The following is an 11,339-nucleotide window of genomic DNA, read 5'->3' as shown; positions in this document are numbered from 1 at the left end:
TCAGGTCATTTTTAATAATGCAGAGAATACCAGAAAATGGCAGTGACACCCTAATTTGTCTCATCTAGTCAGGCAAAAAGGGGTTGAGATAGAGACACTTTGATATTGATAAAAAACAGCGCCTATATTAGGCGCTGTGGTGATTAACCTCATCAATCATGATTGCGGCGGTGAAATACTAGGGTTAGCGCAACGCTTTGATTTAACCTGCTATACCCAAAGCGTGGCAATTTAAATGGCTGTCACTTAGGCGCTGTTACTAAAGCGCTGGCACAAAGTCATCCATCAAAATTACCCCAAGTGGAGCGCCACCACCAACGGCATCTACCGCGGCTACGCCGTAGAGGTTACCCGCCGCAAGCGTAACATCGAGTGGCCCAATGGCCGCCGTTTTACTGCCAGTACCTGTTACTGTGACCACATAGTCGCCAGCAGGCACGGACAAACTGCCAGATGTGGCTTTAAATGGCACATTGCTTAGCGCTGGCGTGGCAGCGGTAATGTCACTGTCTGGAGTGAGGTAGATATCCACATTACCCGCCGAAAAGGAGGCGTGAATAATATTGAGTTTGGCCTCAGTTGCGACTCGGCGACGATCTTCCATCACCACTAATGGCGCAATATCACTACCGCTTAACGAGCCTACCGCCAGTACGCTATAGCTAGCCCCTTGTGTTAGCGTCACTGGCGCGGCATCAATCACCACCACGCTGTTGTCTGCATCGGCAGCCACGGTAACGGTATGGTCGCCCTCAGGCACATTAAGGTAGTTGGTCAATTCGCTGAAGCTAAGCATATCAACCGCAGGGGTGGCCGCGCCGTCGAGAAAGATATCGACCGCAGGGGCATCAGCTACTGCATGAATGGCTCTGATATCACTGCCCGTCATGGTGTCTTGTAGCACCACCTGTGCATCATCTAACGCGACCAGTAGTGCTACAGGTGAATCACCCGTGGCGGCATTAGGGATGGCGCTGATTAGGTAATCATTACCGGCTTGCAATGGGACTGTGCCCGAATCAAACACCGGCGTTTTTTGCCCAGAAGCGGTGATGCGGATCTGATAATCGCTAGCTAAGATCTCAAGTTGATCGCTGGCATCGAGGAAGTTGGCCGACAAGGTGGGCGCCTGAGTTGTGATATCGGCCCCCGGTGCGGTGACATAAATATCCACTAAACCGACATCTGATGCACCATGCAATACTTGCACGCGAGCGTAATCGGTGGCGATGTCATTGACCGCATTGGCGATAAGCTTGAGCTGCAGCGTGTCGTCAGCCACCTTACCTACGGCGACGGCGGTGTATTGCATCTCTGCCATGGCATCGAGCTCGGCGGTTAATACCTCAAGCACTGATCCATCGGCCAATTGGGCATCGACACCTATGGCATAGGTATTAACAGGCACCGTAATAAAACCACTAGAGACGGCATAATCGACGTCAGTGAGTAACGCGGCGCCGTTGGCATTGACGTTCACCTTGGGCGCATCGACGCCAGCATGGATCACGCGAACCTGTGTTTCAAGTACGGGCTCAGGTAACTTGATAATATCGTCATCATCGTCATTACATGCGCTTAGACCAAATATGACGCTTGTACTGAGTAGTATCGCAGGGTATATCCGTTTCATGCATCCATCCTCTATAACAGTTGATTAACATCAGCTATCTACGGCTGGGGATCATCACAAGATCACAACAAGATGCATAAAAAAATGCCGCATTGCGTTGTTTATTTATTAATCAAATAAAATCAATGCGATATTGTTTAGCTTTTGCTGATTTAATATGGCGTCGCTGATCTGGGACTGGCAAAGCTGTTAGATTATTCGATTTTATCGATTGTTGTGTCGCATTTTATGCGCTTTAGTTTCGATTAATTGAAATTTATAATGCTCCATCTTTAGTCCGTGTTGGAGTGATTTATGGCGAGTGTATTGGTGTTAAAGTCGAGTATTTTAGGTGAGTATTCTCAGTCAGCTAAGTTAGTTGATGAGTTGCTGCAACAGTTGCAGGCACAGAGCTCTCAGGTCACGGTGCGTGATTTAACCGAGCAAACATTACCTGTGCTTGACGGTGACATTGCACTCGCGCTAAGAGGTGCTGACAATCTGTCAGACAAGCAGCAGCACGCGGTTGCACTGTCTGATGAACTGATTGCCGAGCTTAAGGCACATGATACGCTGATCATCGCTGCGCCCATGTACAACTTTAGCATTCCGACACAGCTGAAAAACTGGATCGATCTGATCGCCCGCGCTGGGATCACCTTTACCTATACCGATACCGGGCCTCAAGGCTTGCTCCAAGGCAAACGGGCCATACTCGTCACCACCCGTGGTGGGGTGCATAAAGCCGGAGGGACTGACCATGTGGTACCTTACCTTAAGACGGTATTAGGCTTTATCGGTATTGAAAATGTCGATACCGTTTACGCCGAAGCGCTCAATATGGGTCCTGATGCTGCAGAGCAAGGAATACAGCAGGCGCAGCAAGAGATTAAGCAGCTGGTCGCTTAATTCGCTTAATTCGCTTAATTCGCTCAGATAAGCTCGCAGGCTGTGTGGCTGCCTTGCCCGCATATGCAAATGGCGTAACCTAGGTTACGCCATTTTCATTACGGCACTGTTCTTTACGGCATTACTGTCGTTAGCCTAGCCAGCGCTTAAAGATCAGTGAAGTATTGATCCCGCCGAAGGCAAAGTTATTACTCATTACATAATCTGTTTCTAGGTGGCGAACGCCATCTTTAATATAATCGAGTTTGCCGCAGGCCGGATCCACATGCTGCAAGTTTAGCGTCGGCGCAAACCACCCCGCATTCATCATCTCAATCGTTAACCAAGCCTCTAGCGAGCCGCACGCCCCGAGCGTGTGGCCAGTGTAGCTTTTGAGCGACGAGATAGGCATCTGCTGACCAAATACTGCTTCAGTTGCTTGGGTTTCGGCAATATCACCGCGATCGGTGGCCGTGCCGTGAGCGTTAACATAGCCTATGGCAGCGGGCGCGAGCTGAGCATCTTTTAATGCCAAGCGGATAGCCACTTCCATGGTGTCGGCATTGGGCTGAGTCACATGTAACCCATCGGCATTGGTGCCAAAGCCCACCAGTTCGGCGTAAATTTTCGCGCCGCGTGCCTTAGCGTGTTCAAGCTCTTCTAGCACTAAGGTACAGGCACCTTCACCGATAACCAGCCCGTCGCGATCGCTATCAAAAGGGCGCGGCGTCATGCTGGGCTGATCGTTTTGAGTGCTGGTGGCAAACAGGGTATCAAACACCACAGCTTCGGTTGGACAAAGCTCTTCGGCGCCGCCAGCTAACATCAGATCTTGCAGACCAAATTTGATCGCTTCATAAGCATAACCTATACCTTGGCTGCCCGACGTACAGGCACTGCTGGTGGTGTGCACTCGGCCTTTTAAACCAAAAAACACCCCCACATTGACCGCGGTAGTATGGGCCATCATGCGTATATAACTGGTGGCGGTGACGCCAGACATATCGCCAGTTTTCAGCATGTCACCAAAGGCGATGAGTGGATCGGTACTGCCCGTCGATGAGCCGTAGGCGATGCCCATGGCGCCAGAACTCACCACAGGATCGTCCAGTAGATTGGCATCGATCAAGGCTTTTTCGCTAGCCCATGTCGCCATGATAGCGACGCGTCCCATGGCGCGGATCTTTTTACGTGAATAGTGAGCAGGGTTATCGAAGTCGCTGACGGGGGCGGCGAGGCGCGTATTTAAACCGTCATATTTGTCCCACTCATCCATGCGCTGCACACAATTTTGTTGTGCCTGCAACCGTTTGGCAATGGTTGGCCAGTCGTGGCCCAATGCACTCACACCACCGACTCCGGTGATCACTACGCGTCTTGTCGAGCTTGTCATTAAATCATGCCACCATTAACTGAAATAACCTGACGGGTGATATAGGCGGCGTCTTCAGACATTAAGAAGTTCGCCAGCCCAGCGATTTCTGCCGGCGTGCCCATGCGGCGCATCGGCACCAGCTGTTTAACCATATCGCTTGGAATATCGGTCACCATGTCGGTTTCGATAAGACCCGGCGCGATACAGTTAACGGTAATTTTACGTTTCGCCAGCTCTAAACTAAGCGCCTTGGTTGCACCAATAATCCCCGCTTTAGAGGCGCTGTAATTGACCTGGCCGCGATTACCCGCAATGCCAGATACAGACGCCATGGTGATAATGCGCCCGCCTTGACGGGTTTGGATCATCGGCATGGTGCAGGGATGGATCACATTATAGAAGCCGTCGAGATTGGTGTGCACCACGCTGTCCCACTCTTGCTCGCTCATGGCGGGAAAGGCGGTGTCGCAATTAATGCCGGCATTTAACACCACGCCATAATAGGCGCCGTGCTGCGCGATATCGGCCTCAATGGCCGCCTTGACGCCAGCGCGATCGGCCACATCAAATTGCAGGCAACTGACCTGTGCGCCCAAGGCTTGCAACTGCGCTTGGGTGGCGTTAGCGGCATCTTGATTGCGGTGAAAATGTAGCGCAATATCAAAACCATTGGCCGCCAGTTTGAGGGCGATGGCTTTACCTATTCCGCGGCTAGAGCCGGTGACTAATACGCGTTTGTTCATGAGTTATCTTCCCTGTTGTCTTGGCTGCTTTGAGCGATATAGGCTTGTGTGTCTTGCGGCTGAAATACATTGACATTGGCCGTCGCCACAAGGGTATCTTGCTGCAGAATTTGGCAGTCAAACACCGCCAGTCCGCTCTCCTCTTGGTATAGGCGGCTGACCCTGATCTGGTAACGCTGCCCCAGTTGGTACGCCTTAATGTGCAGCTGGAGTTTACGGGTGCCCAGTAGAAATCCGACGCGGATAGGTTGCTGCTTGGCGGCGGCTTCAATTCCCGCAAGCGCGGCGATGCTTTGCGCCATATATTCTATTCCCACATAGTTGGGCACCGATTGGGTATTGTCATCAAAATAGGGACTGCCAGGTTGAATAAATACTTCGCTTAGCAAGGTGTCTGGCTGATGCTCAAGCAGCCGGTCGATCAAGATCATGGGCGCGCGATGGGGCAGATAATCGGCCACATCGAGCAACGCTAATGGGTAGTTTGGGTTGTGGGTGTTGCTCTGGTTCATTGGGTTACATCTCGGGGCGGCAAAAAATAACGCTGGCGTTACTGCCACCAAAAGCAAAAGAATTACTCATTACATAGTGTAGCGTGCGCACATGGGCATTATCGCTGTGAGCGGGGACAAAGCGCAGTGGCGGATTGCTATCGTCCCACTGCTGATCGCCCAACTGCGGCGGTAAGCGTCCACTTGGGTTACTGGCTGATAAGAGTAAATAACAAAAGGCCGCCTCGATGGCACCCGCTGCGCCAAGGGCGTGGCCTGTTAAGGGTTTAGTAGAACTGACCCAAGGTAAGTCATCGGCAAACACTTGGGTTAATGCTCGGCTTTCCATGGCATCATTTTTGATAGTCGCGGTGCCGTGCAGATTAATATAGTCGATCTGTTTGGCGCTAATATTGGCTTGGTTAAGCGCCATTTCGATAGCGGCGATGGCGCCAAGTCCCTCAGGGTGAGGCGCCGACATATGATGTGCGTCGCTCGACTCTCCCACACCGGCAAGCATCACATCGGCGCGGCCTCTGATCAGGGTAAACAGCGCCGCCCCTTCGCCAATATTGATGCCGTCGCGGTTGGCGCTAAAGGGTTGGCAGTGACCTTTGGAGATAGATTCTAACGAATAGAAGCCATTTAACGTCAATTTACACAGGCTATCCGCGCCGCCAACAATCACCATATCGCACAGGTTAGCGGCCAATAAGCGCTTGGCACTGGCAAACACCTTGGCGCTGGATGAACAAGCCGTCGATACCGTATAGCATGGCCCTTTAAGGTCAAAATAGTGTTGTAAAAAGTCGCAGCTATTGCCCAGTTCTTGTTTGGAATAGAGGTAATCATCGGGCAGTACTCCGTGCGCCGCGCGATAAGCCAGTGCCTTTTCGCCTTTGGCGATACCCGAGGTGCTAGTGCCTAAAATAATGCCAATGCGATCGGCGCCATACAGGGCTTTAGCCTGCGTCACTTGCGCCTCAATCTGCATGGCGGCCACCAAGAGTAATTGATTGTTACGACAGTCGAAGCGCTGATAAACCTCTGGAATGGCCGGCAAGGGCTCTGCGATGGCGCCGACTAATACCCGCTGCTGGGGGATCAGATCTTCCCGCCACTGCATCCCTTGGGTATCACCATCGAGCAGGCGTTGTAATACCTGCTCTTGAGTCTGACCCAGTGGGGTACATAAGCCTAAATGGGTGATTGCTATCTCTGTCATCATGTTGGTTCTTATGGTTTGTGAGAGTGGCATTAGGTTACTCAACCGGCGTTATGTGCAGTGTTAGTTGCGCTGGGATAACCGCCAGCTTCACCTGAGCTTGCCATGGTTGTGGCTGACTATAGCGAATATCAATAATGTTGACCTCGTTATCGTTAGCATAAAGCCTGCGGCACAGCGGCGCATCACATTTAACCGTCGCCATTGTCGCGCCTTGTAAATGGCGATTAACCGTGTCGGTGGGCCAATAGATAAGTTGCAGTAACCCCAGCAGGTATTCGGCTTTAAACTGCTCGCCGAGTATGCGGCTTTGTTGGCTGTCGAGTCGCTGACCATCGAAGGTTAAGGTAAATAGCGCTTGGCCCAGTGGCGCGAGCCCGACCAAGGTCAGCTGCTGCGGGCTGAGTTCGAGTTGGCTCAATAATTGGTGCCGATTGCCTGCGATGCTTAAGTTAACCTGCTGGCTTTGGCTGCGGGGTGGCTCATTGAGCAGCGGCGCTAAACAGTAGCTGACCTCACTGGCTAGCGGCATACAGGTTTGCCGCTGCAGATGTTGGCTACATCCGCTAAGGGCAAACACGATAAATACGCTTAGCGTAAAACCTAGGCGCTTAACTGCGGTCATTGGCATAGCTCGACAATCATATTGAGTCGCCGCTCAGACTCTGTCACAAAGGGGTTGTTTTCATCCCAAGCGTAGCCGGCCAAAATCGCGCTAATCATCTGTTTGATTTTGGGGTTGGGCGACTCATAAAAAATCACGTCCTGAAAACGGCCGTCATACCATGCCTGCACATAGGTGCGAAAGGTATCGACGCCGCGCATGAGTGGCGTGGCGTACTCGGCTTGCCAGTCAACGCTTTCCCCCTCTAGCTGCCTGACGATGCAGCGCGTTGCCATTGACGCCGATTGCATGGCGATGGTGACCCCAGAGGAAAACACCGGGTCGAGAAACTCCCCCGCGTTGCCTAATAGAGCAAACTTGTCGGTTGCCAGCGTGCTGACGTTGGCCGAATAGCCCGCTAGGCGGCCACATTCTCTGACAATCTTGGCCTTGGCCAGTAGCTGTTTTAAGTACGGCTCTTGGTTCACCAAGCGCATCAATATGCTGCTAGCATCGGTCTCTAAGTCGCCCAATAGGTGAGGCTCTGCCACTACGCCCAGTGAGCAGCGGCCATTACTAAAGGGGATCAGCCAGTACCAGATATCTCGATTATCAGGATGCACGCTAATTAAGATTTTATTGCGATTGAATGGGCGATCGCTCAGCTCAACCTTATCGATATTGTCTTCGATATGGGTAAAAATGGCGGTGCGGCTAGGTAAGCTCGAGGGGCGCTCTAACTGTAATAGGCGCGCTAACACTCGGCCGTAGCCACTGGCATCGAGCAGGTACTCGGCGCTGATTTTATAGGTGTGTTGGGCGCTATCGACAATGGTGAGCGTCGGCGTCGCCGATAAGTCAACGGCAGTTACCGTGTCGCCATAGCGGATCTCAACCCCTTGCTTAGCGGCAGTGTCGGCCAATAATTTGTCGAAATGGCCGCGCTCGACTTGATAAGTGGTGCCGGGACCTGGGGTGAATTTGTTGGTAAAATCAAACATGGTCGAGCGGCCTTGCCAATTAAAGGCGGCGCCATTTTTAAATTGGTAACCCGCCTGATTAACCGCCGCTAGCATGTTGGCTTCTTCTAACACCTGCATACAACAAGGCAGTAAACTTTCACCAATAGAAAAGCGCGGAAAATGCTGCTTTTCAATCACCAAGACTCGCTTGCCTTGCTGATGCAGTAGGCTGGCTGCGACGCTTCCCGAAGGGCCTGCACCTATGATGACAACATCATAATGGCCTGTGAGTGGTGCGTTAGCATGGGTTGAGTCGGTCACTTGTCTATCCTTGTGAAAGTGTAAATGAGGGGCGCAAGCACGAAGGTGAATGCGATACCCAATAATAGGGTTAAGCCGAAATAGTGTATTGCTGGCGTGTGGCTAAATGCCAATAAGCCAAAGGCCATTAAGGTGGAGCAGGCCGACATAAACACCGCCATCATCACCCCTTCACCCTGTTGGGTTTCGGCGAAAAATAGGCTGTAGTCGACCCCGATCCCGAATACCAAAATCAGTGCCAAGGCATGAAATAAGGTCAGTGGTGACCCTAGCAGCCCAAGCGTTGCTAGGGTCAATAACGCCGCCAATGCAGGCACCGCGGTGATCCATAACGCCAGCTTGATGCCAAATCGCCGCGAGAAAATCAACGCGGCCAGCACCAGCGCCAGTGCTAACAAGGCTAAGGTGAGGCCGCGGTATTTGGCCATCACGCTGGAGATATCGGCAACTTTATCCACCAGCTCTACCTGAGTGAACGGTGCAATACTCGCTTGCAGCGCCGCCAGATCGGTAATGCCGCCGAGCAATACTATGGCGCCATATTGCGGCGTAGGATCGGTACCGCTTGGGCTTAACCAGAGCGGGGCGAGCGATATGCCAGCGGGTGACGCCAAAAAGGCGTCGGGTTCAATCAGTAAACTGGCACTGTCTCGGTATTGTTGGCGCAGGCTTGGGGCTAAGCCTAGGTCGAGCCCTAGTCTGCCCAGAACCGTTTCAATATCTTGATAAATAAGGCCTTGTAGTTGATACGCTTGTTGCTGTTTTTGATGGCTAGGGATATAGCTGGCCAAATTAATCGCATTGCCAATCACGCCTTGCTGCTGCAGTTGCTTGAGCGGCTCAGCAAGTTGCTCGAGTTGTTGTAATAACGGCTGCGCGCCTTGGGCCCTGACCAAGATAAATTGATTATCGGTGCCGCCACTGAGCAACTGACGCAGGCGCTGCTCCTGCTGCACGACCTCAAGCGGGCTCTGTTGTAGGTTACGAATATCATCATCTGTGGTCAGTTGCACCAGCCCCCACAGACAGAGCGTCGTCATAATTAGCGCCAGTGGCGCTGCCCCTTTGCTGCGCAGGCGGCGGTGCAGTAAGGCTAATCGTGTTAAGTAACTCTGAGCCAATGCCAAGGTGCTCGGCCTGGGTTTAAGTGGGCTATTGGCTAATTTGGGATAGGCCAGCAGTAATGTCAGGTAGGCGCCGATTAATCCAGCCGCGCAGAAGATGGCGACCTGTTGCATGCCCGGAAATGGCGTTAAACCAATGCCAAGGTACGCTAGCACTGTGGTCATTATGGCCAAAGATGCCGCTGGAAACACCGCATTGACTGCAGGCGTTGCCGCCTGTTGTTGGCTGAGGCGCTCACAATAAAAATGAAAGCTGTAGTCGATGGCGATCCCAATCAGGCTGGTGCCAAACACTAAGGTGAGTAGGTGTAGCTCGCCAAACACACTCAAGGTGGTGACGCAGGCAAACAGCAAGCTGGTGGCGATCGTTAGGCTGGCTATCACTAATGGGAAAATCGAGCGAAACGCCAACCACACGAGTGCAATTACCCCGATAAGTGAGGCGGCTCCTAAGGTTGAGATCTCCTGTTTGGCTTGGGTTGTTGCGGCGCTGGCATGCAACAGAGCCCCCGCTTTGAGCACCTCGATGTCGCCAGTCATGCTTAACTGGCTGAGGGAGGCGTCTAAGGCGGTTATCTGTTGTTGCTGGGCGTTAGGATTAAAAACGCTGCCTACGCCTTTCGCCATCACTATGGCCCCGTAGCGAGTCTTCCCTGACGCCTCTTGTTGGGTACTAAGCAAGATCCCTTGCGCGCTTTGCAGTTGTTGGCTTGGCGCTAAGGCTTGTAGGTTAGCGGGATACAGCAGCAATGGATCTTGGCTCAGCAGCGCACTATTGGCATAACCAAAGGCGTTGTAGAGCTGGGCGAGTGCTTGCTGCTCTAATCTGTCCAGCTGACCTTCGCTGAGTAAGTTACGCTGCTGCTCGGTGAGTAGCTTAAACCTATGGGCAAAGTAAAAGTGATTAAACGCGTTGGCGCTATCGCTATTAGCGCTGCTGATGTCGGTAAAACTGTCAGGATGTTGCGCCAGTGCCTGCATGAGCCGCTTTGCGGCGCTGATAGCTTGAATCTGAGTGTCAGCCACTAATCCGATATAGATACGGTCGCTGAGTTGCTGCTCAACCCGGTTTATGGCCGTTTGTGTGAGCGCATCTTGCTGTAATGTTGGCAGCATGGCCAAAATATCGCTTTGCAGCTTAGCGCCTTGTTGCAGCTGCACTGCGCCTAAGACGAACATAGTCCCCAGTAGCAGCAACCACATACACAGCTTACTGTTGGCCGATAGACGGTCGAGTTGACGTGCGAGAAGGGCGATCATCGGCGCGCGTCAGGCCGGTTGTCGGCATCATTGTCGGTGCCCAAATTGTCGGTGCCAAATAGCGCCCGTTGTTGGGGTGATAATGGTTGCTCACTTATCTGCTCAAACTCAATGAGGCTACGATCGCCATTGCTATTAAGTAAGGTGAGTGACTTTATCTGGCTTTGCCCCTGCATCACCATTTTGGGCAGCGCTTGCGCTAGCATGGGATCTTTGGGGATCAAACCGAGTTGCCAGCCACTGGCCTCTTGGATGAGATGCAGGCTAAATTGCTGGCTGAGCGGCGCTATGTCGCCACGCAGCAAGGCACTCATCAATAGGGGAATCGTGCGTGCTAAGGCTTGTGCTTGGGGATTGTCATCGGCTCGATTGACCTGACGCTGACCGTCACTGTCGATCTGCACCAAGGTGTCTTGGCTCAGCACTAAGGTGCTGGCAAACGGGCGCAGCTGCACCCAAGCCAAACCTAAGTCACTTTGAAATACAAATTCGCCATGGCTGACAAGCGGGCGTTGCAGCACGGTTAAGTAGCGATATTGAGTAAATTGCCCTTGAGCCGTGTCGCCACTGCTGAGCTGCTCGGCCAGTTGCTGCAGGGCGAGCTTATCCGCTGGCGTGGCAAACAGGCTGATAAAGGTGCTATCGGCAGCAGGACTCACCTGCTCGGCATAGCTTGGTGTGCTGAGGATTAAGCCCAGCAAGAGGGCGCAAAGGTAGCGGCTTGAGGTGGCCAT

General features: G+C 52.5%; 10 protein-coding genes. 1 reads left to right on the top strand and 9 read right to left on the bottom strand.

Annotated elements, in window-relative coordinates:
* Nucleotides 1–259: 259 nt before the first annotated feature.
* Nucleotides 260–1,633 carry a DUF4397 domain-containing protein gene (locus tag AC5YBZ_RS16185; protein ID WP_494543193.1) on the bottom strand — a complete coding sequence of 458 codons (1,374 nt, stop codon included), beginning with the start codon at nt 1,631–1,633 and terminating at the stop codon, nt 260–262.
* 294 nt (nt 1,634–1,927) lie between these two features.
* On the opposite strand from AC5YBZ_RS16185, the gene AC5YBZ_RS16180 reads away from it, so the two are divergent.
* Nucleotides 1,928–2,521, top strand: coding sequence for an FMN-dependent NADH-azoreductase (locus tag AC5YBZ_RS16180; protein ID WP_494520684.1), 594 nt, complete (start codon nt 1,928–1,930; stop codon nt 2,519–2,521).
* Nucleotides 2,522–2,651: 130 nt separating this feature from the next.
* Here the strand turns inward: AC5YBZ_RS16180 and AC5YBZ_RS16175 are convergent, their stop codons facing one another.
* From AC5YBZ_RS16175 to AC5YBZ_RS16140, 8 genes are read right to left on the bottom strand one after another with little or no spacing between them, the layout of a single operon-like run.
* Nucleotides 2,652–3,893 carry a beta-ketoacyl-ACP synthase gene (locus AC5YBZ_RS16175; RefSeq protein WP_494524053.1) on the bottom strand — a complete coding sequence of 414 codons (1,242 nt, stop codon included), beginning with the start codon at nt 3,891–3,893 and terminating at the stop codon, nt 2,652–2,654.
* Nucleotides 3,893–4,618 (bottom strand): 3-ketoacyl-ACP reductase FabG2, encoded by a 726-nt coding sequence (locus tag AC5YBZ_RS16170; protein WP_110457615.1) that lies wholly within the window; start codon nt 4,616–4,618, stop codon nt 3,893–3,895. The genes AC5YBZ_RS16175 and AC5YBZ_RS16170 overlap by 1 nt, the downstream gene beginning before the upstream one ends.
* A complete protein-coding gene (locus AC5YBZ_RS16165) occupies nt 4,615–5,130 on the bottom strand; it encodes a hotdog family protein (RefSeq protein WP_475515112.1) in 516 nt (171 codons plus the stop codon). Before AC5YBZ_RS16165 ends, AC5YBZ_RS16170 begins: the two co-directional genes overlap by 4 nt.
* Before the next feature lie 4 nt (nt 5,131–5,134).
* Nucleotides 5,135–6,337, bottom strand: coding sequence for a beta-ketoacyl-[acyl-carrier-protein] synthase family protein (locus AC5YBZ_RS16160; RefSeq protein ID WP_494543192.1), 1,203 nt, complete (start codon nt 6,335–6,337; stop codon nt 5,135–5,137).
* 34 nt (nt 6,338–6,371) lie between these two features.
* The gene (locus AC5YBZ_RS16155; protein ID WP_494543191.1) at nt 6,372–6,959 is read right to left on the bottom strand and encodes a DUF3261 domain-containing protein; all 588 of its coding nucleotides are present in this window, start codon (nt 6,957–6,959) and stop codon (nt 6,372–6,374) included.
* Nucleotides 6,956–8,221, bottom strand: coding sequence for an NAD(P)/FAD-dependent oxidoreductase (locus tag AC5YBZ_RS16150; RefSeq protein ID WP_494524050.1), 1,266 nt, complete (start codon nt 8,219–8,221; stop codon nt 6,956–6,958). The genes AC5YBZ_RS16155 and AC5YBZ_RS16150 overlap by 4 nt, the downstream gene beginning before the upstream one ends.
* Nucleotides 8,218–10,605 (bottom strand): MMPL family transporter, encoded by a 2,388-nt coding sequence (locus tag AC5YBZ_RS16145; RefSeq protein WP_494543190.1) that lies wholly within the window; start codon nt 10,603–10,605, stop codon nt 8,218–8,220. The genes AC5YBZ_RS16150 and AC5YBZ_RS16145 overlap by 4 nt, the downstream gene beginning before the upstream one ends.
* A complete protein-coding gene (locus tag AC5YBZ_RS16140; protein WP_494543189.1) occupies nt 10,602–11,339 on the bottom strand; it encodes an outer membrane lipoprotein carrier protein LolA in 738 nt (245 codons plus the stop codon). Before AC5YBZ_RS16140 ends, AC5YBZ_RS16145 begins: the two co-directional genes overlap by 4 nt.

This window comes from Shewanella sp. 553, assembly GCF_059338375.1.
Note: the sequence above shows the minus strand (reverse complement) of the source record. Positions and strands in the feature narration are given on the sequence as shown.

What these genes read in the sequence shown, in the direction of transcription:
- AC5YBZ_RS16185 (WP_494543193.1), bottom strand. Translation starts at nt 1,633, where the DNA reads ATGAAACGGATATACCCTGCGATACTACTCAGTACAAGCGTCATATTT.
- AC5YBZ_RS16180 (WP_494520684.1), top strand. Translation starts at nt 1,928, where the DNA reads ATGGCGAGTGTATTGGTGTTAAAGTCGAGTATTTTAGGTGAGTATTCT.
- AC5YBZ_RS16175 (WP_494524053.1), bottom strand. Translation starts at nt 3,893, where the DNA reads ATGACAAGCTCGACAAGACGCGTAGTGATCACCGGAGTCGGTGGTGTG.
- AC5YBZ_RS16170 (WP_110457615.1), bottom strand. Translation starts at nt 4,618, where the DNA reads ATGAACAAACGCGTATTAGTCACCGGCTCTAGCCGCGGAATAGGTAAA.
- AC5YBZ_RS16165 (WP_475515112.1), bottom strand. Translation starts at nt 5,130, where the DNA reads ATGAACCAGAGCAACACCCACAACCCAAACTACCCATTAGCGTTGCTC.
- AC5YBZ_RS16160 (WP_494543192.1), bottom strand. Translation starts at nt 6,337, where the DNA reads ATGATGACAGAGATAGCAATCACCCATTTAGGCTTATGTACCCCACTG.
- AC5YBZ_RS16155 (WP_494543191.1), bottom strand. Translation starts at nt 6,959, where the DNA reads ATGACCGCAGTTAAGCGCCTAGGTTTTACGCTAAGCGTATTTATCGTG.
- AC5YBZ_RS16145 (WP_494543190.1), bottom strand. Translation starts at nt 10,605, where the DNA reads ATGATCGCCCTTCTCGCACGTCAACTCGACCGTCTATCGGCCAACAGT.
- AC5YBZ_RS16140 (WP_494543189.1), bottom strand. Translation starts at nt 11,339, where the DNA reads ATGGCCACCTCAAGCCGCTACCTTTGCGCCCTCTTGCTGGGCTTAATC.